The organism is Paenibacillus vietnamensis (assembly GCF_020169515.1).
In the GTDB taxonomy this organism is placed as follows: Bacteria; Bacillota; Bacilli; order Paenibacillales; family Paenibacillaceae; genus Pristimantibacillus; species Pristimantibacillus vietnamensis.
Genome location: NZ_JAHMHW010000027.1, coordinates 39,669 through 62,171, shown reverse-complemented (window position 1 = coordinate 62,171; position 22,503 = coordinate 39,669). Strand labels below are relative to the sequence as shown.

General features: G+C 56.1%; 20 protein-coding genes. All 20 read right to left on the bottom strand.

What is annotated here, in order from left to right; translation table 11 throughout:
• Nucleotides 1-108: 108 nt before the first annotated feature.
• Nucleotides 109-1,437, bottom strand: a complete 1,329-nt coding sequence (gene glnA / locus KP806_RS26365; protein ID WP_224726728.1) for a type I glutamate--ammonia ligase — start codon at nucleotides 1,435-1,437, stop codon at nucleotides 109-111.
• A 40-nt stretch (nucleotides 1,438-1,477) separates the two neighbouring features.
• Nucleotides 1,478-1,888 (bottom strand): MerR family transcriptional regulator, encoded by a 411-nt coding sequence (locus tag KP806_RS26360; protein ID WP_224726727.1) that lies wholly within the window; start codon nucleotides 1,886-1,888, stop codon nucleotides 1,478-1,480.
• Nucleotides 1,889-1,950: 62 nt separating this feature from the next.
• Nucleotides 1,951-3,243: a methionine gamma-lyase family protein gene (locus KP806_RS26355; protein WP_224726726.1), complete on the bottom strand. Its 1,293-nt coding sequence runs from the start codon at nucleotides 3,241-3,243 to the stop codon at nucleotides 1,951-1,953.
• Nucleotides 3,244-3,259: 16 nt separating this feature from the next.
• Nucleotides 3,260-4,555, bottom strand: coding sequence for a GTPase HflX (gene hflX, locus KP806_RS26350; RefSeq protein WP_224726725.1), 1,296 nt, complete (start codon nucleotides 4,553-4,555; stop codon nucleotides 3,260-3,262).
• Nucleotides 4,556-4,583: 28 nt separating this feature from the next.
• Complete coding sequence (locus KP806_RS26345; protein WP_224726724.1) at nucleotides 4,584-5,570, bottom strand: AAA family ATPase; 987 nt, start codon at nucleotides 5,568-5,570, stop codon at nucleotides 4,584-4,586.
• Nucleotides 5,571-5,661: 91 nt separating this feature from the next.
• Nucleotides 5,662-6,339 (bottom strand): YdcF family protein, encoded by a 678-nt coding sequence (locus tag KP806_RS26340; RefSeq protein ID WP_224726723.1) that lies wholly within the window; start codon nucleotides 6,337-6,339, stop codon nucleotides 5,662-5,664.
• Entirely contained in the window at nucleotides 6,336-6,893 is a 558-nt protein-coding gene (locus KP806_RS26335; protein ID WP_224726722.1) for a DUF402 domain-containing protein, read from the bottom strand. Before KP806_RS26335 ends, KP806_RS26340 begins: the two co-directional genes overlap by 4 nt.
• Nucleotides 6,890-7,024: a hypothetical protein gene (locus tag KP806_RS27720; RefSeq protein ID WP_263575891.1), complete on the bottom strand. Its 135-nt coding sequence runs from the start codon at nucleotides 7,022-7,024 to the stop codon at nucleotides 6,890-6,892. The genes KP806_RS26335 and KP806_RS27720 overlap by 4 nt, the downstream gene beginning before the upstream one ends.
• A 104-nt stretch (nucleotides 7,025-7,128) precedes the next feature.
• Nucleotides 7,129-7,779: a peptidylprolyl isomerase gene (locus KP806_RS26330; RefSeq protein WP_224726721.1), complete on the bottom strand. Its 651-nt coding sequence runs from the start codon at nucleotides 7,777-7,779 to the stop codon at nucleotides 7,129-7,131.
• Nucleotides 7,780-7,796: 17 nt separating this feature from the next.
• Complete coding sequence (locus tag KP806_RS26325; protein ID WP_224726720.1) at nucleotides 7,797-10,277, bottom strand: transglycosylase domain-containing protein; 2,481 nt, start codon at nucleotides 10,275-10,277, stop codon at nucleotides 7,797-7,799.
• A gap of 152 nt (nucleotides 10,278-10,429) precedes the next feature.
• Nucleotides 10,430-10,675 carry an RNA chaperone Hfq gene (gene hfq, locus KP806_RS26320; protein WP_224726719.1) on the bottom strand — a complete coding sequence of 82 codons (246 nt, stop codon included), beginning with the start codon at nucleotides 10,673-10,675 and terminating at the stop codon, nucleotides 10,430-10,432.
• Between the two features lie 6 nt (nucleotides 10,676-10,681).
• Nucleotides 10,682-11,704, bottom strand: a complete 1,023-nt coding sequence (gene miaA, locus KP806_RS26315) for a tRNA (adenosine(37)-N6)-dimethylallyltransferase MiaA (RefSeq protein WP_397376435.1) — start codon at nucleotides 11,702-11,704, stop codon at nucleotides 10,682-10,684.
• Nucleotides 11,701-12,471, bottom strand: coding sequence for a class I SAM-dependent methyltransferase (locus tag KP806_RS26310; protein WP_318153839.1), 771 nt, complete (start codon nucleotides 12,469-12,471; stop codon nucleotides 11,701-11,703). The genes miaA and KP806_RS26310 overlap by 4 nt, the downstream gene beginning before the upstream one ends.
• 2 nt (nucleotides 12,472-12,473) lie before the next feature.
• The gene (gene mutL, locus KP806_RS26305; RefSeq protein WP_224726717.1) at nucleotides 12,474-14,453 is read right to left on the bottom strand and encodes a DNA mismatch repair endonuclease MutL; all 1,980 of its coding nucleotides are present in this window, start codon (nucleotides 14,451-14,453) and stop codon (nucleotides 12,474-12,476) included.
• Between the two features lie 22 nt (nucleotides 14,454-14,475).
• Nucleotides 14,476-17,124 (bottom strand): DNA mismatch repair protein MutS, encoded by a 2,649-nt coding sequence (mutS, locus tag KP806_RS26300; RefSeq protein WP_224726716.1) that lies wholly within the window; start codon nucleotides 17,122-17,124, stop codon nucleotides 14,476-14,478.
• A 215-nt stretch (nucleotides 17,125-17,339) separates the two neighbouring features.
• Nucleotides 17,340-18,893, bottom strand: coding sequence for a putative amidoligase domain-containing protein (locus tag KP806_RS26295; RefSeq protein ID WP_224726715.1), 1,554 nt, complete (start codon nucleotides 18,891-18,893; stop codon nucleotides 17,340-17,342).
• Nucleotides 18,894-19,136: 243 nt separating this feature from the next.
• Complete coding sequence (locus KP806_RS26290) at nucleotides 19,137-19,700, bottom strand: outer spore coat protein CotE (protein WP_224726714.1); 564 nt, start codon at nucleotides 19,698-19,700, stop codon at nucleotides 19,137-19,139.
• A gap of 108 nt (nucleotides 19,701-19,808) precedes the next feature.
• The gene (locus KP806_RS26285) at nucleotides 19,809-20,771 is read right to left on the bottom strand and encodes an aromatic acid exporter family protein (RefSeq protein ID WP_224726713.1); all 963 of its coding nucleotides are present in this window, start codon (nucleotides 20,769-20,771) and stop codon (nucleotides 19,809-19,811) included.
• A gap of 37 nt (nucleotides 20,772-20,808) precedes the next feature.
• A complete protein-coding gene (locus KP806_RS26280) occupies nucleotides 20,809-21,606 on the bottom strand; it encodes an ABC transporter permease (protein WP_224726731.1) in 798 nt (265 codons plus the stop codon).
• An 82-nt stretch (nucleotides 21,607-21,688) separates the two neighbouring features.
• Nucleotides 21,689-22,486, bottom strand: a complete 798-nt coding sequence (locus tag KP806_RS26275; protein WP_224726712.1) for an ABC transporter ATP-binding protein — start codon at nucleotides 22,484-22,486, stop codon at nucleotides 21,689-21,691.
• Between the last annotated feature and the right edge of the window lie 17 nt (nucleotides 22,487-22,503).

Sequence of the window (22,503 nt, the reverse complement as noted above, 5' to 3'; positions counted from 1 at the left end):
CGCGGTGTACTGGAGACTTCCACTCCTTAGTCGATTGCGCTGCCAAGCGCACAAAAGGCAGAAAGCCCGGTGATCGCACCGGGCTTTCTGCCTTTTCATTTTTTATACTTAGTAGAGAGTCAAATACTGATCGCGCTCCCACTGGTGAACCTGGGTCCGGTACATATCCCACTCGATTTCTTTAAGCTCGTAGAAATGTGCAAGCGCGTGATCGCCAAGCGCTTCGCAGACGATGTCGCTGCGCAGCATTTCGTCCAAAGCTTCCTTAAGATCCAGCGGCAAACTTGGAATGCCCGCATCGATGCGCTCTTCCTCCGTCATAATGTAAATATTGCGATCCGTTGGAGCCGGCAGAGGCAGCTTGTTGGCAATGCCGTCCAGGCCTGCCTTCAGCATAACGGCAAGCGCCAAATACGGATTCGCAGCCGGATCCGGGTTGCGGACCTCGACGCGGGTGCTGAGGCCGCGGGATGCCGGAATCCTGATCATCGGCGAGCGGTTGCTTGCAGACCAAGCGACATAACAAGGCGCTTCATAGCCAGGAACAAGACGCTTATAAGAATTGACCGTCGGATTCGTTACCGCTGCCATCGCACGGGCATGCTGCAAAATACCGGCCATATATTGACGGGCGATGTTGCTTAGGCCCAGCTTGTCCTTCTCGTCGTAAAACACGTTTGTATCCCCTTGGAACAACGACTGGTGGCAGTGCATGCCGGAGCCGTTCACGCCAAATAACGGTTTAGGCATGAAGGAAGCGTGCAGGCCGTGTACCCGGGCGATCGTTTTGACGACCAGCTTAAACGTCTGGATCTGGTCCGCCGCCTTAATGGCATCGGCATATTTGAAGTCGATTTCATGCTGCCCCGGTGCAACTTCGTGGTGGGACGCTTCGATCTCAAAGCCCATTTCTTCCAGCGTCAAGACGATTTCGCGGCGGCAGTTCTCGCCCATGTCCATCGGCGCCAAATCGAAATAGCCGCCTTGGTCGTTCAGCTCGGTCGTAGGCTCTCCCCGGTCATCCGTCTTGAACAGGAAAAACTCCGGCTCGGGACCGACGTTCATAGACGAATAGCCCATCTCTTCGGCTTCCTTCAGCACACGCTTCAAAATACCTCGCGGGTCACCTGCGAAAGGCGTACCATCAGGCATATAGATATCACAAATTAAACGGGCTACCCGATCCTCTTGCACCCATGGGAAAACAACCCATGTATCGAGATCCGGGTATAAGTACATGTCAGATTCTTCAATACGAACGTAACCCTCGATGGAAGATCCGTCGAACATCATTTTATTATCGAGTGCTTTATCCAGCTGGCTGACCGGGATTTCAACGTTTTTGATCGTTCCCAGCAAATCGGTAAATTGCAGACGGATAAAACGGACATTTTGTTCCTTGGCAATGCGTCTGATATCGTCTTTGGTGTAGCTCACACAATCATCTCCTTTGTTTGCGAATCGTGGTTACAGCCTCTTAACGCTTATTCAAGAAACGGGTCAGCTGGCCCTGAATAAGTGACGCTTGACCCGGCCTTTTCTCAAGCAGCTGCTGTTTCAGCATACGATGCAGCTGTTGATCGGAAAGCTCTCTGCGCTTCACTTCGGATTGCTCGCTTACGATTGTAGCCTCTTCCGATTCCTTAGAAACCGGATTCATAACTTGCTTGATGCCGGCGATATTTACGCCTTTTTCTATTAATGATTTAATTTCCAGCAGCCTTTCCACGTCGTTGAAGGAAAACAGCCTCTGATTTCCGGACGTCCTGGCAGGCACAATTAATTCGTGCTGCTCGTAATAGCGGATTTGACGGGCCGTCAAATCCGTCAGCTTCATTACGATGCCGATTGGAAATAAGGCCATATTTCTGCGAATCTCATCAGCCATGTCGCATCAACCTTCCAGTCGCTCATTTATATGTTCATTCTATACGTTATCCTATAAATGTGTCAAGTTATGTAAGGTTTAATCACAATTAAACCCTTCTCGACAAGCCGGTATAACGCCGTTAAAACCCCATATTTCGCATGGGCGTAAGTTAATCCGCCTTGCATATAAGCGATGTAAGGCTCGCGAATCGGAGCGTCTGCGGACAACTCCAGACTGCCGCCCTGAATAAAGGTGCCGGCGGCCATAATAACCTCGTTCTCGTAGCCGGGCATGTCCCAAGGCTCCGGCACGACATGTGAATCCACGGCAGCCGCCTGCTGTATTCCCTGTACGAAGGCAATGAGATGATCGGCTTGTCCAAAGCGGACCGCTTGAATCAAATCGGTGCGCGGATCCTCCCACCGCGGCTTCGTCTCAAAGCCTAGCTCTTCGAACAGAGCAGCTGCAAGGACACTTCCTTTGACGGCTTGTCCTACGAAATGGGGAGCCAGAAACAATCCTTGATACATCGGACGAAGCGTTCCAAGCATAGCTCCGACTTCCCCGCCGATTCCCGGGGCCGTCAGACGGAAAGCGGCAGCCTCCACCGCAGCGGCGGTACCGGCAATATATCCTCCCGTTTCGGCCAGCCCTCCCCCGGGATTTTTAATCAGTGAACCCGCCATCAGATCGACCCCGACCTGGGTAGGCTCCTCAAGCTCCGTAAACTCCCCGTAGCAGTTATCGACAAAAACGATGACATCCGGCTTGATCGCTTTCACGCGTGCGACGATTTCTCCGATTTCAGCGACCGTAAATGAAGCGCGCCAGTCATAACCGCGGGAACGCTGTATGCCGATCACCTTCGTTTCCGGACGAATGGCGTTCTCGATGCCTTCCCAATCGAGTCCTCCGTCATGCAGCAGCGGCACCTCGGCGTACTTGACTCCCCAATCCTGCAGCGAGCCCTTGCCGTCGCCCGGCTTGCCGATCACCTTATGCAGGGTGTCGTACGGCTTTCCCGTTACATAAAGCAGCTGGTCGCCGGGCCGCAGAACACCGAATAGTGCGCAGCTGATCGTATGCGTCCCGGAAACAAAATGAGGCCTAACGATCGCGGCTTCGGCCCCCATCACGTCTGAATAGACGAGATCGAGAATTTCCCGGCCGCGGTCGTTATAGCCGTATCCTGTAGATCCGGTAAAATGAAAATCGCTGACTTGATGACGCTTGAACGCTTCAATAACTTTCCACTGATTGCGCTCGGCTATCCGGTCGATTTTGCGGAAAGAAGGTTCGGCCCGCCTCTCTGCAAGGTCCGCGAGCCCCTCCAGCTGCTCCCATAATTTCTGTTTATCGTGCTGCTCATTCATTCCGGTATCTTCTCCCTTAGTGCAAATCTATGTATGGCTGCAGCTGATGCCCGTGCTGCTCGTATTGCTGGGCGCTGATCTGTACGGTCAGTTTGAGTGATTCCTCATTTACCTCTTGGCCGATAACTTCTCCGCTGCGGTACGCGAGTGCAATCAGATCGCCGCGTTCTGCAGGCAAATTAAAGACGACCGTTCCGCCGCTGATTTTATCCTGGATGGCATGGAGAAGCAGCTCCAAATCCTCCTGATCATAAGCGCTGATAACGAGATGGCCGCCGGTAGAAACAGGCAAATTCGTCAGAGCCCCGGCAGGCCCGCATAGGTCTTTTTTATTGTACACCTTGATGAACGGCTTATCCGAAGCGCCAAGCTCTTCCAAAATGCGGTGCACGACATCGATCTGATCATCGCGCGCCGGCGAGCTGCTGTCGATCACATGCAGGACCAGATCCGCCTCGCAAACCTCTTCAAGCGTCGCTCGAAAGGCGGCAACGAGATCATGCGGCAAATTTTGAATGAAGCCGACCGTATCCGTCAAAATCACTTCGCGGCCGTTCGGCAGCTTCAGCAGCCGTGAAGTCGGATCCAGCGTAGCGAACAGTTGGTCCTCCACATATACATCGGCCTGTGTAAGCTCGCGCAGCAGCGTCGACTTGCCCGCATTCGTATAGCCGACAAGCGCAACCTGAACGAGCCCGTTTTTCTTTCGCCGTTCGCGATGCAGCTTCCTGTGCCTGACGACTTCCCCCAGTACGGCTTTCAGGTCGGAAATCCGCTTACGGATATGACGCCGGTCCGTTTCCAGCTTCGTTTCGCCGGGTCCTCGCGTACCGATGCCGCCGCCCAGCCGGGACAGATTTTTGCCGTGACCCGACAAACGGGGCAGCAAATAACTAAGCTGTGCGAGCTCAACCTGAATGATCCCTTCCCGGGTTTTGGCGCGCCCGGCGAAAATATCCAAAATCAGCTGTGTCCGGTCGATGATTTTCAAATCCAGCGCTTCCTCCAAATTCCTCACCTGGGCGCCTGAAAGCTCCTGATCGAAAATCGCCGTCGTTGCGCCCAGCTCCTCGGCCAGCGCTTTAACCTCCTGCACTTTCCCTTTGCCGATAAACCACCTGGTATCCGCAGTTTCCTTGTTTTGCACCAGCGCCGTCAGCACTTCGACGCCGGCCGTTTCCGTCAGCTGCGCCAGCTCGGCCAAGGACTGCCCGGGATCCGTCCCCTTCCGTTTATCATCGGAAGTTACAAGGCTGATAAGAATGGCTTTCTCGGTTACGTTCGGATTCGTTTCATAGGTTTTGCCGCTCATGTCATACCCCTTCTCAGCCAAGGCTTCGTTAAATCTTCGATTCCCACTTCAAATCCTCCGGCCGGATCGTCATCAGCTCCTGCTTCGGGGGAATGGAATTCGCAAAATGATTAAGCAATCGTACGGCCTGATACCGGATCGCCTTCTCTATCGAATTTCTCACATATCTGGCATTGCTGAATGAAAACATCGTATTTTGCTTCTCCTGCATCAGATGCTGCCTCAGCTTGAACACCGTCTGCGGCAGCAGCACATAATCGCGGTCTTTGGCCATCAGCTCGCCGATTTGGATCAATTGATCGACCGAATAATCGGGAAATTCGATCTGTATCGGAAACCTGGACGGCAATCCCGGATTCGTCAGCAAAAAATCCTCGATCTCGGCGGGATAACCCGCCAGTATAAGCACGAATTGATTCCGGTGATCCTCCATCGCCTTAACCAGCGTATCGATCGCTTCCTTGCCGAAATCCTTTTCTCCCCCCCGCGCAAGGCTGTAAGCCTCATCGACAAACAGCACGCCGCCAATCGCCTTGCGTACAAGGTCGCGGGTTTTTTGAGCCGTGTGTCCGATGTATTCGCCGACAAGATCCGCCCGTTCCACCTCGATGAGATGCCCCTTTGACAGAACCCCCATCTTCTGGAACAGCTTTGCTACAATGCGGGCGATCGTCGTCTTTCCCGTTCCGGGGTTGCCCTTGAAAATCATATGATACACCTGGGACCCGCCCGATAATCCGGCCTCCGAGCGCATCCGGCTGATGTACAGCAATGCGTATATTTCATAAACAAGCGATTTGACGTTGTCCATTCCGATCATCGGCTCGAGTTCCTTCTGGATATCCGCATAATGGTCCACACTCGGAAGCGGTTTGACTGGCGGAAGTGATTCCGGCTCCAGCGCATGGGCGGATGCCGTTGTCTGGAAGGAATCCTGACTTCGAAGAACGACGTTGATTTGCCTGGAAGGTCTTGCGGTTCCATTGCCGGGTCCTGATATGACGTGTCCACTCATCTGTCGCATCACCTGTCCTTTGCTTCGAAAGCGAAATAGCGGCTGACCGCACTACAAGTTTATTCTAGCTTGCAGCCGCATATTAGCAGAATCACAGCATCGAATCGGGAGAGCGGGCGCCCAGAGTGAGCAGCGCCAGGTCCAGCTTCCATTTCGTAAAGGCAAGCACTTCGCGCGCTTCGTTAAAGACCGGATTCAGCACTTTTGATTTCGTGGCGGCAACCTGAAAGTCGCCGTAATCCAGCTGGCCGGCCATTTCCTTGGCCCGAGCGGCATGGTAATCGTGAGTAATGATCACAAGCTCCTTCAGCTTGCCGTCTTCCGCTATTTTCCGGCTATTGAGCAAATTCTCATACGTGCTTGTCGAGGCATTTTCTAGTAACAGCTTGTCTTCCGTTATACCTTTTGCAATCAAATAATCCCGCATACCCTCGGCCTCTGTTTTCGTAGCCCCGTTTGCGCCCAGGCCTCCGGACAGAATGAGCTTGTCCACCTTGCCTAACGTAATCAGCTCATAAGCAAAATCGAGCCGTTCCTTTAATGCGGGGCTCGGCACATCATTCCAGAGGGCAGCGCCTAAAACGATGCCGGCATCCGCCTTCGCGATCGGTTTGGTCGTATCAAACCCATTGATTAGCCAAAGCAAATATCCGAACCAGAACACGCCGGCGCAAATCAGCCAGGCAGCAGCACGAAACAGGAGCAGCCACGGACGAGCTTTCTTCGTTCGTTTGCGCGGGCTGCTCCTTCGTTTTGAGGCAGCTATCATGATTCGCTAAGCTCCCCGGTTCTTTCCATCAGGCTTTTCCTGTGCTTCAGGCTAAGAGTGAAATAGCGGAACCGGCCGTTTCGGATGCTAGAAAGCAGCCTGCCCGCCGTCTTCCTCGCCAAGGCGACATCCTTGCCGCTGACGTCTCCTTGCCTCAGAGCGTCCTCCAGCTCATCCTCATCCATCAGAAACACCTCTCCGCTTGGAAGCACGACCACATCCAAGTAAAGATCGTCAAACCAAGGCACCTGCTGATCGGTTAATCCCTGCGTCTTGCATACATCGATATACCATTGCACGACACGCCCCTTGTCATCGAACATCGTCGTAACGACAAAGTGCTCGCCCCTCGGAAAATGCTGCATCCATAAATATCCCCGGTCGGCAAGGCAAAGTCGGCGTCCGTTGTATTCCTTCCAAAGCGGCTCACGCAATTCATGAATCCGGTAAAACGTCACGAGACCTTTGAACTCTTCGCCGTCAAGCGCCAGGCAAGTATAGCTCTTGCGCAAGATACGTCGCCAGTTCGCCCGGTCTGAAAATTTTCTCTTCATTCGGAACGTACCTTTCCGTTCATTTGGGCAAAGCCTGCAAAGCTGCTCGGCTGCTGCAAGGCGACAAGCATCGCAACCGCCGGTTCGTCGCCTACGACAATTGGAATCATCCTATAAAAAAAGCTTACCATAACTTAACGTCCATCTCCAGCCGACAGCCAAAATAAACCAAGCACTGCCTGTCGCAATTGCCTGAAATAACAAAAAGCGCTGTCCGGAAGGACAGAGCTTTTCGTTAAACGGCTACAATTTCAATGGACTTTATAACGATATCTTCAGTTGGAACGTTATTTTTGGTCGGCGTTTCTCCGATCGCCATAACAACGTCCATACCGCTTTCCACCTTGCCGAAAATCGTATATTTCGGTTCCCGGTTCAAGTTAGCGGCATCGGGACCGGTACAAATAAAAAACTGGCTTCCGCCCGAATTCGGCTTGTTCGCGTTGGCCATAGCAACGATGCCAGGCTCATACTTCCTATCGGTATCCAGCTCATCCGGTATCGAATAACCCGGTGTGCCCGTGCCGTTCCCTTTCGGATCGCCGCTCTGAATCATAAACGATTCGATCACACTGTGGAACGTTAGACCATTGTAAAAACCTTCACGCGCCAAAAACACAAAATTGTTAACCGTAACCGGTGCTTCGCTTGCAAACAGCTTCACGGTAAAATCGCCTTTCGTCGTTTGAAACTTCGCGCTGTACGACTTGTTAAGATCAATCGCCATTTCCGGCATCTTATCCCAGCTAATCGTCTTCGCTGAAGCGGCTGCGCTTCCTTCGTGCCCATTCTTCCCGTCGGCTTTGCTGCCGCATGCCGCCAGCAGCATAACGCCGGCCAAAAGAATGAATAAACAAGTCATTCGCGCCTGTTTTCCAATCGCCATCATTAACCACCCGTTCCTTACGTATTGCCGCCGGTGTCCGTGTTGTTCTCTAATGCGTTCTCGCCGCCGCCCTCATTCCCGCCAAGCGGAATTTCCGGCGTCGGGATCGGCTCTTCCGTTACGCCGCCCTCTTCGGGCTGCTCCGTCGCTTCCGGCTGCTCCGTTGCCTCAGGATCCGGTGTCGCTTCTCCTCCGTCTTCTGCGGGAGGCGTCAATTCCCCGGCGTCCGGAACGGTAGGATCAGGCTCCAGCGGAACATCCGGAATAATCTCTGTCTCCGGTATCGTAACTTTTATCGCCCGCGATGGCTCGCCTTGCTTATCGGTTTCGGCATTATAAGCAACGACGTAGTACTCGTAAGTCATGCCCGGGAACGCGCTCATATCGTCGACTTCTGACGTCGTGAGCGCATCGACGAACCTGATAAATTCCGTTTCGGAGGCTTCCTTGCGGAATACCGTATACGTGACTTCGCCTTCCTGAACCGGATCCCAGGAAAGTTTTACCTTCATTTCTTCCTCGACAAACACAGCGTTAAAATTCGTAATCGCCGCCGGCGGCTCTTCTTCTTCGACGACTTCCTGCGGCCTGTTGAAGCCGGTAATCGGCACGTTCTTCATGGCATCCCTCATGACTTTGCCGAACAGTGCGGCCGATTGGCTGCCTCCAGTCTTCAGATAATGATCCAAATCTGTTTTATCGTATCCCATCCAGACGGCTGCTGTCCACTCCGGCGTGTATCCGACAAACCAGGCATCCTTGATTCCGTCGCCGGAAAAGCCTTTAATACCGTGCTGGGTCGTACCGGTCTTACCGGCAACGGGACGGTTAATCGCTGCTCTTACGCCCGTACCGCCCTTCTGTACGACCGTTTGCATCATGTCGGTCAAATAGGCAGCCGTACGCTCGGACATCAGCTGCTTCGAAGCCGGCGCCTCGTACGTATACGAATAATTTTTCCCTTCGATCTTGACGACGGAGTGCGGATCGACCGACCGGCCGCCGTTCGCAAATACGCTGTAGGCGGTCGCCATCTCCATCGGAGTCGTACCGTAGGTCAGCCCGCCGAGCGCGGCGGTAAGGTTCTTGTCTTCATCAGCAAGCTCAAAGCCCAGCCTTCCTGCGAAATCAAAAGCTTGCTTCAGCCCGACCTGATTCAGCGTCCATACTGCCGCCAAATTTCGGGAGTCCTTGATCGCCTGAGTCATCGATACCGGCGTAGGGCCCCACCTGTCGGTCGGACAATAGCTGCCGAAGCATTTCTGATCGTTCGTCAATATCGTCGACGGTGTCATACCGCCGGTTTCAAGCGCCGGGCCGTACGCGATGATCGGCTTGAATGCCGAACCCGGCTGTCGCTTGACGAGCACCCGATTATGCGTGATGCCCTTGTAAATATAATCCCTGCCGCCGGCCATCGCTTTAATGGTGCCGTCGCGATGGTCCATGATGATCATAGCCCCTTGAACGATTTGATCGTCCTTGCTTTTCTCGAAATTGTCGTCGTTTGCGAATTGATTATCCATAGACGTTTGGGCCTGCTGATCCATGGTCGTATAAATTTTGAAGCCGCCTACGCGAATTTCCTCTTCGGTAAGCTTCGTAATTTCCATCGCTTCTTCCACAGCGTAATCGATAAACTCCTGAAAGTCGGTCGATTGATCCTCTTCCAGGTTCGCGGGCTGCTCATACACGACCGCTTTGGCCTCCGCAGCTTCGGCAGCCGTAATATAACCCTGATCCTGCATCAGACTCAATACGACAGCCCGCCTGTTCATGGACGCTTCCGGATCGTTGATCGGATTGTATCGGTTCGGCCCTTTCGGCATGGCGGCAAGCGTGGCGATTTGCCAAAGCTCCAAATCCTTAAGCTCGCTGTTAAAATAATATTTGGCGGCGGCTTTCACGCCCGAAATACCCTTACCGAAATGGATCCGGTTCAAATACATCGTCAAAATTTCCGGCTTCGACATTTTATGCTCCAGCGCGACTGCGATCGACGCCTCCGTCGCTTTGCGGAAAAAGGTTTTATCCGCCGTCAGGAATACGTTTTTCGCAAGCTGCTGTGTAATGGTGCTTCCGCCCTCGACCGCGCTTCTGGCGATAACGTCCTTCACGACGGCCCGTCCGATCGCGAAAAAGTCAATGCCCGAATGCTCGTAGAAGCGCTGATCCTCGGTCGCGACGACCGCGTTCAGCAATTGCTCCGGTATTTCAGAATATTCCGCGATCTCGCGGTTATCCGTTCCCAGCTTGATGGTGGCGATTTCCTGCCCGTTCGCATCGTACAGAATCGACGCTTCGCCGAAGTTAAGCTTGCTGCCGTTCTCCGCCAATATGCGTTCGCCGTTCAAAATAATAAGCAAATACCCGATAATTCCGCAGACGATTGCGACAGCCGCCGTAAAAAACAGCCCGTAAAACCATGTGCGTCCCGATACTTTCCTTTTCCTCTTCTTTTGTTTCGATGCAGTCTTGCTGCTTGGTCGCTCAGCCATGTTGCCGACTCCCTCCTGTTGAACCGTAGTCCGTCTATTCTATCTTTACCACGAAATGACAAGAGCAACCCGTCTTTGAGCGGGTTGCTCCTGCATGCCGCTATCTAGTTAAACGAAGCACGTTATTAGAAAGTTTCACCGAATGACTTCTCTTAAGACAAGGCGCCCCCGGCATCCTGCTGCATAAGCGATACGTTGCGCTGCGGCGTGAAGGTCGAAATGGCATGTTTGTACACCATTTGCTGGCGCCCTTCGCTGTCTATGATAATCGTAAAGTTATCGAAAGCTTTAATAACGCCCCGGATTTGAAAACCGTTCATTAAGAAAACCGTGACCGGTATGTTGTCCTTGCGCAGCTGATTCAGGAACGTATCTTGAATATTGATTGATTTGTTCATTGGACGTTACCCCCGTCTAAAAGATTGATTAGAAGTATATTCAAGATCAACTTGAAACTTTCCTGCTATTATAGCATGAATGGACTGCAAATTGTTGTGAAAATTTTCCCCCATGTCAATCCAGTGAATATCCTTCATGTGCCTGAACCAGGAAAGCTGCCTCTTTGCAAACCTTCGGGTATCACGCTTCAGAAGCTCGACGGCGGCTTCTAACGAGCAGTTTCCTTGCAAATAATTGGCAATTTCCTTATAGCCGAGCCCTTGCATTGCTACCGCAGTTGGAGGCAAATCGCGCGCCAGCAGCCTCTGCACCTCTTCCACCAACCCTTGCTCCATCATCAGATCCACCCGCTGCTCGATTCTGCGGTACAGTTCCGCGCGATCCATCGTCAAACCGATGATACACAGCTCGTATGGAGACTCCTTCGTCTGGCCGGCCTGCTGCTCGGAGAAGGTCTGACCGGTCAAATGATAGACTTCGAGCGCACGGATGACGCGCCTCAAATCGTTCGGGTGAAGCCGCTGCGCCGCCTCCGGATCGACGGCTCCAAGCCTTCCGTGAAGCGCTTCCGCCCCGTGCTCCGCCGCAAACAGCTCCTGCTCCCGGCGAAACGGCTCATCCGAGCCGTTCTCCGCAAACCGGTAGCGATAGCAGACCGATTCGACATAGAGCCCAGTCCCCCCGACGATGAACGGCAGCCTGCCTCGCCCGGCGATTTGCCCGATCGCTTCGGCTGCGCCCGTTTGAAAATCGGCCACGGAGTAAGCGTACTCCGGATCGCAAATGTCGATCAGATGATGCGGAATGCCTTCACGTTCTTCAGGCATGATTTTTGCAGTACCGATATCCATGCCCCTGTATACCTGCATCGAATCGCCGGATATGATTTCCGCATTCCATGTTTTTGCGATATCAAGACTCGTCCGCGTTTTCCCGACCGCCGTCGGTCCGATCAGCACAAGCAGCGGCTGCTTGCCTGCAGATCCGTCTTCGGCCGCTTGCCGCGGCCAGCTGAACTCTTCCTTCAAAGCTCAATCACTCCATATGCTATTTTGGACGTATTGACATGCCTTCGCTCAAAGCCGAGCCTATCGAACTCACCGCTTGTCTGATGCTCCTTCATGATGACGCATCTGCGGGCGACTCTTTTCGCTTGATCAATGGACTCCGGCGATAGCGCCGACATATTGGCAATGGCGCGGAGCGGCTCCATCGAGCTTGATTCATGAATCGGCTGGCGGAACATCGGGTCGAAATAGACGATATCCGCGCTCTTATCCGGCAGACCTTCCAAATAGCGCAGATGGTCGCCGCCATGCATTTCGATTCTCCTCATAGCGGCATCGACGTCGGGCAGGCCGGTCTCGTAGCTGGCAAGCCCTTCCCGCACGAGCGCACAGAGCACGGGCTCGCTTTCGACCGCCGTTACACTGCCGCCGGAGCCTGCCGCATAAGCGAATACAAGAGAATCCGAAGCCAGCCCCGCCGTACAGTCGATGATGCGGTCTCCTTCCCGGCAAGCGGTCAGCTGAATTAGCGGATCCGTATCGCCGCGCCGCAGGCGCTTGACCCGCACGAACGCCATGCTCGGATGAAAATACAGCGGCGTCTCCGCCTGCCCCTCGTAATAACGGACCTCCTGCTCGGTAACGACGAGCACTCTTTCGTCATTGCTTTGCGAGAGCAGCTTGCGGACCGTCATGTTTCCTCGGGCCTGCAGCCGGGCGGACAGCTCGCCTGCGAGCCGGGCCGCCTGGCTAAGCGCCCGCCTTGACGGCTTCACCGAAGTGGTCACGATCAAGACATCACCCTCTTAAACATTTTTTCAAGCTGGTAGCCGGATAAATGAACGATAATCGGACGGCCGTGCGGACAAGTATACGGCTGCTTGCACTGGGACAATCTGGCCAGCAGCGCTTCGCCTTCCTCACGGTTCATTCTGTCGTTTGCTTTTATCGAAGCCTTGCATGCGCACATGATCGCGGCTTTCTCGCGCAGCTTGGCAATATGGATGGATTTGCGTTCCGATAAAACCAGCTCGGCCATTTCCTCGAGCACCGCCTGCTCCTCGCCCTGCGGCATCCATTCCGGATAAGAACGGACGAGAAACGTCTGGGAGCCGAACGGCTCCAGCTCTACGCCCGCCTGCGCGAATAAATGCAGCAGCTCGCGAAGCTGGGCAGCTTCACCGGAGGTGAACTCCAACGTAAGCGGAACGAGCAGCGTCTGGCTGGCAGGTTCAGGATTCCCAAATTTGTGAAAAAAGTATTCATAATTAATCCGTTCATGCGCGGCATGCTGGTCGATCAAATAAAGACCGTCTTCGGATTCGGCTATTAGATACGTTCCATGATGCTGTCCGATCCAGTGCAGCTCCGGGAAAGCGGGCTGCTCATCTTCCGATGCCGCTGTATTGCCTTGTGGATTCGGCAGCGTATCGAACTGCTCGCGGTCTCCGGCTTCGGCCGCAAGGCTGCCCGGCATCTCAGGCTCTACGGGCGGCTGAGGCGTCTCGCATACGGCATAGCCGTCATGCCGTACTGCCGGAGCGTACAGTTTTTCCGCCGCGTTCCGCGGCACGTATTCACGCTCCGGCGGCTGCGGCCGAGGCGCTGCGGCCGGCGTTCGGCCGGAGTACGACTGCGATGAAGGCCTCGGAGCAGCCGCCGGAGCCGAATTCGAAGCCGGCATCGTGGCGGGCTCCGGCCGGTGAAACGAAATGGCGTCCTGGACGAACACCGGCTTCGAACGCTCCTGCCTGCGGACGGAATCCGGTCCGGGAATATGTCTCTGGCGCGCCAAAACCTGCTTTACCGCCGATTCGATCAAGGCGCGAAGCTCAGGCTCCTTGCTGAATCTGACCTCCATCTTCGAAGGATGGACATTAACGTCGAGCAGGCTCGGATGCATGCCCAGCTCCAGCACCGCAAGCGGATACCGGTTGATCGGCAGCAGCGTATGGTATGCCTGCAGCAGTGCTTGATTAACCGCGTGGCTCCGAATATACCGCCCGTTCACGATGACGGTGATGGCATTGCGGTTCGCCCTGGTTAGCTCCGGCTTCGACAAATAGCCGCTGAGCTGGTAATCCGCGGTCTCGGCTTCGACCGGCAGCATGACCTTTGCGGTGTTCGTACCGTATACCGCCGCGATCACCTGCAGCCTGTCGCCGGTACCGAGCGTGCGCAGCAGCACGTTACCGTTATGCTTGAACGTAAAAGCGATCCCCGGATGCGCAAGCGCGATCCGGTTGACGTAATCCGATATGTGGCCGAGCTCCGTCTGGATCGCTTTCATGTACTTCAAACGGGCGGGCGTATTGTAAAATAAATCGCGCACCGTCATATCCGTGCCCTGCGGCGCATTTGACGGCTCGTCCGCCGTTACCGTGCCCCCTTCGATGACGATTCGCCTGGCCAGCCCCGATTCGCTATCGGCGGACAGGCATTGCAGGCGGGACACGGCGGCGATACTCGGGAGCGCCTCGCCGCGAAAGCCGAGGCTGGCGATCCGGAACAGATCGCTGCTTGTGGCGATTTTGCTCGTGGCATGGCGCTGGAAGGCAGTTGCGATATCCGAAGCTTCGATGCCGAAGCCGTTGTCGACGACCCGGATCAATGTCAGGCCGCCTTCTTCGATCGTAATATCGATCGTAGTGCTGCCTGCGTCAACGGCGTTTTCGACCAGCTCCTTGACGACCGAAGCGGGCCGCTCGACAACCTCGCCGGCTGCAATCTGGTTGGCCAGCTGCTCGTCCAATATTTTGATTTTCCCCATGGCTGACCTCCCCCCCTCTCTCTTAGCTGTTAAGCTTGATCTTCATCTCGTTCAGCCACTGCATCGCCTGCATCGGCGTTATATTAAACAAGTCCAGCTTCCGCAGCTGCTCGGCGACCTGCTCGGCCTTAGGGGTCGCCTTACGCCCCTTAGGCTCCGATTCGGCGGCCGCGGCCGGTTCGTCGAAAATCGAGAGCTGAACGATTTGCTTGCTCTCCATCACCTTATCGGGCTGCTGCGGCAGCTCTGATATATCTGTTAATGCGGCCGGTTCCGGCAGCGGCTGCGCGTTCCCCGCATCGTCCAGCAGCTCGTAAGCTCTGCCGATAATCGACTGCGGCAGTCCGGCAAGCCGCGCGCAATAGATGCCGTAGCTCGTGCTTGCGGCGCCGGCAACCAGCTTCCTTAGAAACGTAACGTGGTCGCCGGCTTCTTCTACGGCCATTCGCGCGTTTGTCAGGGAAGGAAGGGACTCCTCCAGATGAGCCAGCTCGTGGAAATGGGTCGAGACAAGCGCCTTGCAGCCGATATGATGATGCACGTACTCGATAACCGCCTGCGCGATCGCCATTCCTTCCCCGGTTGAAGTGCCGCGGCCCAGCTCGTCGATGATGACGAGACTGTTCGCCGTCGCTTTTTCGGTCATCGCCTGAATATCCTTCATTTCCACCATAAACGTACTTTGCCCGCCGATCAAATCGTCCGCGGCGCCTATCCGGGTAAAGATCCGGTCGATCAGCGGGATGACCGCCGATTTCGCCGGAACGAAGCAGCCGATTTGCGCCATGATACAGATTAGCGCCACCTGACGCATGTACGTGCTTTTGCCGGCCATATTAGGCCCCGTAATGAGCAGCATAAAGCGATCGTCCTTTTGCAGGGCGGTTCCGTTGGCGATGAACGGCGTGCCGTCCATCATCGCCTCTACGACGGGATGCCTGCCGTCTTCGATGACGAGATCGTAATTCTCGTTCACCTTCGGCCTTGTAAACCGGCGCTCGGCGCTTACCGTCGCAAGCGACTGGTACGCGTCTAGCTCCGCTATGATTGCGGCAGCCTTCTGCAGGCGATGCAGATGAAGCGCCAGACGGTCTCTGAGCTCGATGAACCGCTCGTATTCGAGGTCGATCATTTTGTCTTCGGCTTCGAGGATCAGCCGTTCTTTTTCTTTCAGCTCGGGCGTGACATAACGCTCCGCGTTGGCCAGCGTCTGCTTGCGCTCGTAGCGTCCTTCCGGCAGCATGCCGATATTCGCCTTCGATACCTCCAGATAATAGCCGAACACCTTGTTGTAGCCGATCTTAAGCGATTTGATGCCGGTCGCTTCGCGCTCCCGGCGCTCCAGCTCGGCGAGCCATTTTTTGCCGTTGGTGCTTGCTTCGCGGAGCTGGTCCAAATACTCGTCATAACCTTCGCGGATAAGGCCGCCTTCGCGAATCGCGACCGGCGGCTCGTCGACGAGCACCGTTTCGATGAGATCGGCCAAATCCGCGCAGTCGTCCGAGCCTGCAACGGCTTCCTGGAGCACCTGCGAGCCGGACTGCTCGCACAGTGCGGTCAGCCGCGGAATGCGGCGCAAGGAGCTGCGCAGCGCGTTCAGGTCCCTGCCGTTTGCGCTTCCGAACGCGACGCGCCCGACGAGCCGCTCCAGATCGTAAATCGGCTGCAGCTCGGACCGGATATCCTCGCGCAAAATCAGATCGAGGTACAGCGTTTCCACCGCGTCAAGCCTGGCCTCCACCGCTTTGCTGCTGAGCAGCGGCTTATCGATCCAGCGTCTCAGCATGCGAGCGCCCATCGAAGTCTGCGTGCGGTCGAGCAGCCAGAGGAGCGAGCCCTTTTTGCTGCGGTCTCTCACCGTTTCGGTAAGCTCCAGATTTCTGCGCGTATAATGATCAAGTATCATATATTGGTTCGGCTCGTATGCCGTTATGGAGCGAACGTGGCCAAGCGAACGCTTCTGCGTTTCGTCCAGATAACCTGCTAGCACGCTGACCGCGCGCAGCCTGGCTGCCGACAGCTTGTCCAGCTCAGCTCCCCCGAACTGCCCGGCCAGCCTTTCCGCCGCCATCGGCTCGCGAGGCGTGAGCGGCGTCTGGCGGCCCCACGAGGAAGCGGCCTTCACCTTCTCCAGCAGCTCGCCGTCGCCGACGAGCTCGGAAGGCTGATACACGTTAATTTCATCGATCAGCGCCTCCAGCTGCTCGGGGAAGGAGGTGACGTACAGCTCCCCCGTCGACAAATCGCACGCAGCCAGACCCTGCATGCCGCCGGCGCGGACGACGGATGCGATGAAGTTGTTCGATTTCCCTTCCAGCGATTTCGACTCCATGACGGTGCCCGGCGTAACAATTCGTACGATTTCCCGCCGCACGACGCCCTTGGCCGCCGATGGATCCTCAACCTGCTCGCAGATCGCAACCTTATAGCCCTTCTCTACCAGTCTGACGATATAGTTCTCCGCAGAATGATAGGGGACGCCGCACATCGGAATTTTCTGCTCGCCGCCGCCCTCGCGGCCGGTCAGTGTAATTTCCAGCTCGCGGGACGCATTCACGGCATCCTCAAAAAACATTTCATAGAAATCGCCTAATCTAAAAAATAAAAAAGCGTCCTTCGCTTCTTCCTTGATCGCCAGGTACTGCATGATCATCGGAGTATATGCTGCCATTCCGATCCTCCTCGAAAGTAAACATCAGATGTTCATTATACCAAGCGAAGCAAAGGATCGCCATAAGCATAACAGCACGGGCCGTACCTGCGGCTGCGCACGGCGGCCACGACCCGGCCGACAGTCCCTCTTTCCATTGGAAAATACAGTTGTTGTCCGCGGCCGCTGCCTCGAAGGAGGCTATTCGCCGTAATAATCGGCTGCGCATGCCTCTCCTACCTAAGCGGAATCCGCCATTTCACGCGGATATCGGCGCTCTCGTCCCAGACCGAGCCTCGCCGTGCCGCCTCGAGCAGCGGTTCGATATACGGCGCCAGCTCGGCATAGCTTGCGGTGGCGGCCATCGCCGACGCCACCCCGTCCAGGCAGCCGGCAAGCTCCGTGCGGTCGCCGGCATAGTAGGCCGCAGCATACCGCTCGTCGAGAGCCGGTATGTAAGGCAAAGCTGCGGCTTCGCGGGCGCACAGGAGCGCAATCGCGAAAGCCGCCTTCGCCGCCAGCGGCGAGACGAGCCAGCTCGGCAGCGTGCGGTATTCGAACCCGCCATGCGGCTGCCGGCGAAAGTCCCCGAGCTTTCCGTATCGGGGACGGCGGGAACGCCCGGCGGGGTCCTCCACCAGCGCGAGCGGGAACGCCGCGTAGCTGTCGAGCAGGCGGAGCAAGCGGCTGGTCAGCGGCGCTCCGCTCACGTGGATGTGCCCGCCGAGCGCCAGCCCCGGCACGGGCATCGCCCCGGCGGCCCAGCGCAGCGCGGGGTCGCCGATTTTCCCGGCGGCGCGCAGCAGCAGCCGCCGCACGTTCGCGGCGAGCGCGGCCGGGTCGGCGGCCGGCTCGGGCCGCAGCTCGGCGACGGGGTACAGCAGCCGCCGCCCGACAAGCACGGCGTCGGCTCCGGCGGCCCCGCCGGCACCGGCGCCAAAAAACCGCGACGCTGCCGCCACCTTGCCGGACGGCGTCACCAGCACAAACTCCGGATCGGCGCCGATCAGCAGCTGCCGATCCTTCACCGCCGCGCTCTCGGCCGCATGCCACGCGGCGAAACGTCGCAAGCCGGCCGCCGCCAGCGTCGCGTCGGCAAGCCCCGGCCGGGCGTCGCGTACCGCCGTCCGGCCGTCCCCGCCAAGCGCCACAACGGCCTCGCCGATATCAAGGCCCAGCGCATAGAGCGCTTGCACGGCGGTTCGCGCGACCCGTCTCATCGCCGGGTCAACCGGCCAATAACCGGTCTCGCCCTCGATCGCCTGCAGCGGAAGTCTCCCCCCGCCGGCACCGGGCTGGCGTTTTCTCCCGCCCAAAGACGGATCCGCCCATTCTGCTCCGCTCCGCACCTCATATCCGCTCTCATTGACAAAGCCAATGCCGCTGCCCAAGCCTTCCGTACGCCGCAGACGCTCTCCGGCAGCTTTCCCGGCGGCAACCACCTCACGCACTATTTCTAAAGGCTCCAAATGCACGACGCTGACGCGGAACACACGCTCGCTGTCGAGCGGAGGGCCGCCGCACAGGCCCGCTCTCCGCCAAATCCGCCGTTTTTCCTCGGCGGGCATACGGGCAGCCGTACTACAGCCGCCGTTCAATATCCACGCGCCTTCCAGCCGTCCGCTGTCAATCGCACGTCTGGCAGTCCATGCGAGCACCGCATCTCCGGGCTTAACGGCCGTCCACGGCCGGATTACCGGCGGCAGCGCGTCACCTTCTCCCGGCGCCGGCGCCTCACTTACCTCCTCCAGCCGATCGTAGCTGCCGCGCCAAATCCACGTTGAGGCCATGTGCGCACTCCGCCTTTGCAGGTAATATCTCAAACACACGTCGTTATTCCCGATTGTCGCAGAAAAAGAGAAATTTTTATGTTACAGAGTCAGGATTTATCGCCACACACAATTTCGGTTTTCGATAGCCCGAAAACAAAAAAAATTCTATTGTGATAAAAAAAAGGAGGGCTTTCGCCCTCGATTTTGCCGCCGTATCGGCATATGATACTTTGACAGCAAAGCTCAAGCTTGCCGGCTTGCTTACAGCTCGTCGTCCAGTAAATCCGGATCCAAATCCTCGTAGTCGTTATCGCCGAGGCTGAACTCCATGTCCTTGCCGTCCAGGTCGCCGCAACCGCCTGGAAGCACCGCAACGCAAACCTTCGTCTCGGCGACGAGCTCCACAGCAAACTCGCGCTCCACCCGAATTCCGACGCCGGAACCGTTCGAAGTAATGTTCGCTTCGATGCAGTTAGGCTCCTGAATGACATCGGCGGACACTTCTACAGTAGAAGGCCGATGCTTCGGATCTACATAGGAGAGGTTAACGTGCTCCACGTAGTGCACCGTTTCCTTTGCCACATCCGTTTGCGAGTTTTTGCTGTACGAATACCAGATGTTGATATCGTAAGTACCGATAACTTCAATACCGTCGCCCGAACGAACCGCTTCATATTGATGGTTGATTATCCATGCGCCCAAAATGCTCGTAGGCTGATGAGGCGGCGTTACGGTATGAGTTACCGTGGAAAACTTACGACCTTTTCCGCAGACAGCTTTCGTTATTATTTCTCTGTACTGGAGCTGTTTATCTGCAATAGTCATTGATTTAACCTCCTCCATACAATCATTCATTTAAAGTGTATGCAGGACATTCGTCTAGGGTGACTGTTTCTTTTTCCGAAACGAATTTTTTCCCTCTATATTCTATGGCTACCCGGCTGCCGAAATGACTTTTCTTTTTTTCAGCCGTTTCGCGATAGATAAATAGCGCTCAAGCTCGTGCAGCAGCATTAGAAGCGCGGCGCGGGCCTCGAATTCCTCGCGGGTTTTCGGCAGCTCCATCGTCCGAAACACCCTCGACAGCGCGTAAAGCCGCTCCTCGACGGAGCCTTCGTATACGTCCGATTTCACGTCGCCCGACAGCTGCTCGAGCAGCTCGGCGATCATGACCGCCTGCGGAAATTTTTCATATACCAGCGCAAGCTCCACCAGCATTTGCTGCACCGATTCCAGCTGCTGCCGGCGCATTTCGAAATAGGTCGTCCAGTACTGCTCCTGTCCCCACAGTCGGTTCTCGCGGCTCAGCACCGAGCGCTGGGCGCCTTCTTCAATCGCATTGTACGCTTCCAAAATTTCGCTGCCGTTCCACACATGGGATGGGCTTCGCAGCGTCAACGCCATCTCCCTGAAAATAACGCTGAAGCTTTCTTCGATCGTTCCCCGGTGTCGGACAAGCTTATGTTCGTCCTTCGGCATATAAATGATGTTGATCACCGTCGCCCAGCCGAGTCCGGCCAGCAGCAGCATAATTTCGTTAGCGATAATCCCGGTCGTCACTTCCTCGCGGGCGAACAGGTGAAAGACGATAACCGAGCTCGTAACGATGCCGTCCTTCAGCTGAAACCTGGAGAGCACCGGAAACGTGATCAGAATAAAAATGGCCACCGCCCAAATATGAAAGCCTAACAACGAAAAAACGAATGACGCGAAAAAAAGGCCGAGCGCCGACGCGACAAAACGCACGAAGGCGCTTTTGAGCCCCTTCATGCGCGTGACTTCAACGCCGAGAATCGCCAGGATGCCTGCCCCGAGCGGCGGCTCCAGGCCGAAATAAACGGCGGTGTATATAGCGGCGATGGCAGCCAGCGCCGTTTTGACAATCCGAATCCCCATCTCATGACCTCGCCAGCGGTAAGTTTATTTCTACATCCTACCTTTCGCGCCAGCCTGCCGTCAACCGTTTCTCGAGCGCGGCGACGAGCTGGTACATGACGGTGGCGACCGCTGCGATAACGACAAGACTCGATAAAACGAGCGTAAAGTTGAATACCTGAAAGCCGTAAATGATCAAATAGCCGAGTCCGAGCTTCGCAACGAGAAATTCACCTACGATGACGCCTACCCAGGCAAGGCCGACGTTTACCTTCAGCGTGGAAATAATGACGGGGAAGGAGCCCGGCAAAATAACAAGCCGGAACAGCTGCGATCTCGAAGCGCCGAACAGTCTGACGACCTTGATATAACCGCTGTCGATTTCCCGGAACCGGTTATAAATATTTATCGTTGTAATAATGACGGTTACCGATAAGGTGATGGCCACAATCGACATAAAACCGGGTCCCAGCCCGACAATGAAAATCGGCCCGAGCGCAACCTTCGGCATGCTGTTCAGCACGACCAGATAAGGATCGAATACCCGCGACAAAAAGGGAAACCACCACAGCACGGCGGCGATGACCGTCCCGAGCAGCGTGCCGAGGGCAAAGCCCGCTACCGTCTCGGATACCGTCATGCCGACATGGGGCCAAATCGAGCCGTCGGCCATCGTTTTCCATAGCTGCCTCATCATCTTCGAAGGGAAGCTGAACAGCAGAGGATCGATCCATTTATTTCTTCCCGCCGCCTCCCACAGCCCGACAAACAACAGCAGGATAATGAATTGCGTGGCCAGAACGGCGCCGGACAGTCTCCGTTTCCGTTCCATATACCGGGTATGCAGCTCCTTCATCCAGTCCAGGCGGTCCTCCCGTATGCCGGATAGATGTGCCGTTTCAGGCTTGTCGGCACCGGCTTGGCGCTCTTCGCCGTGATCAGTCATCCAGCTCACCTCCCGCTTCCTCAACCGCGTCCAGCTCCGCCCACAGCAGCTCGAACAGCTCCTGAAAGCGCGGATTTTTCCTCGCCGCCATCGGCGCGGAGCGCCGGATAGGGTCCGGTACGGTAACCTCGCGGCGGATCCGTCCCGGATTCCTGCCCAGGACGATCACCCTGTCGCTCATCGCGGCCGCCTCGGCCAAATCGTGTGTGACGAGCACCGCGGTTTTGCCGAGCCGCTTCAGCGTTTCATCCACCAGGTCTTCCAATTGCAGCTTAATATGCAAATCCAGCGCGGAGAACGGCTCATCGAGCAGCAGCACCTCAGGTTCCGTCGCCAGCGTTCTTGCAAGCGCGACGCGCTGGCGCATGCCGCCCGACAGCTCATGCGGGTAACGGCCGCCGGCGCCCGGCAGCCCTACCTCTTCCAGCAATTCGTCTACGAATTTTAACGTTTCAGCGTTTTTGCGGCCGCTGATTTCAAGTCCGACGGCTGCGTTATCCCGTATCGTACGCCATGGAAACAAATAATCCTGCTGCAGCATGTAGCCGACCTTGGGCGACGGCGCCTGCACTTTCCTGCCGCCGAGCAGCACCTGGCCCTTCGTCGGAGGAAAAAGGCCTGCCAGCAGGCTTAATATCGTCGTTTTCCCGCAGCCGCTCGGACCGACCAGGCTGATAAACTCGCCGCGCGCAACCGCAAGAACGATTCCTTCGATCGCAAGCGACGCCCCCTTCTCGTTCACATACACATGCGACAATTGCTGCAGCTCAAGCACCGGTTGCTCCTTCATGCTTAAGCCCCCATTTC

Excerpts from the sequence above, each read along its gene's own strand:
- KP806_RS26290 (WP_224726714.1), bottom strand. The coding sequence starts at position 19,700 with ATGACTATTGCAGATAAACAGCTCCAGTACAGAGAAATAATAACGAAA.
- KP806_RS26330 (WP_224726721.1), bottom strand. The coding sequence starts at position 7,779 with ATGGCGATTGGAAAACAGGCGCGAATGACTTGTTTATTCATTCTTTTG.
- mutS (WP_224726716.1), bottom strand. The coding sequence starts at position 17,124 with ATGGCAGCATATACTCCGATGATCATGCAGTACCTGGCGATCAAGGAA.
- KP806_RS26335 (WP_224726722.1), bottom strand. The coding sequence starts at position 6,893 with ATGAAGAGAAAATTTTCAGACCGGGCGAACTGGCGACGTATCTTGCGC.
- KP806_RS26275 (WP_224726712.1), bottom strand. The coding sequence starts at position 22,486 with ATGAAGGAGCAACCGGTGCTTGAGCTGCAGCAATTGTCGCATGTGTAT.
- KP806_RS26325 (WP_224726720.1), bottom strand. The coding sequence starts at position 10,277 with ATGGCTGAGCGACCAAGCAGCAAGACTGCATCGAAACAAAAGAAGAGG.
- KP806_RS26295 (WP_224726715.1), bottom strand. The coding sequence starts at position 18,893 with ATGGCCTCAACGTGGATTTGGCGCGGCAGCTACGATCGGCTGGAGGAG.
- KP806_RS26360 (WP_224726727.1), bottom strand. The coding sequence starts at position 1,888 with ATGGCTGATGAGATTCGCAGAAATATGGCCTTATTTCCAATCGGCATC.
- hflX (WP_224726725.1), bottom strand. The coding sequence starts at position 4,555 with ATGAGCGGCAAAACCTATGAAACGAATCCGAACGTAACCGAGAAAGCC.
- hfq (WP_224726719.1), bottom strand. The coding sequence starts at position 10,675 with ATGAACAAATCAATCAATATTCAAGATACGTTCCTGAATCAGCTGCGC.
- KP806_RS26345 (WP_224726724.1), bottom strand. The coding sequence starts at position 5,570 with ATGAGTGGACACGTCATATCAGGACCCGGCAATGGAACCGCAAGACCT.
- KP806_RS26340 (WP_224726723.1), bottom strand. The coding sequence starts at position 6,339 with ATGATAGCTGCCTCAAAACGAAGGAGCAGCCCGCGCAAACGAACGAAG.
- KP806_RS26355 (WP_224726726.1), bottom strand. The coding sequence starts at position 3,243 with ATGAATGAGCAGCACGATAAACAGAAATTATGGGAGCAGCTGGAGGGG.
- KP806_RS27720 (WP_263575891.1), bottom strand. The coding sequence starts at position 7,024 with ATGGTAAGCTTTTTTTATAGGATGATTCCAATTGTCGTAGGCGACGAA.
- mutL (WP_224726717.1), bottom strand. The coding sequence starts at position 14,453 with ATGGGGAAAATCAAAATATTGGACGAGCAGCTGGCCAACCAGATTGCA.
- KP806_RS26285 (WP_224726713.1), bottom strand. The coding sequence starts at position 20,771 with ATGGGGATTCGGATTGTCAAAACGGCGCTGGCTGCCATCGCCGCTATA.
- KP806_RS26280 (WP_224726731.1), bottom strand. The coding sequence starts at position 21,606 with ATGAAGGAGCTGCATACCCGGTATATGGAACGGAAACGGAGACTGTCC.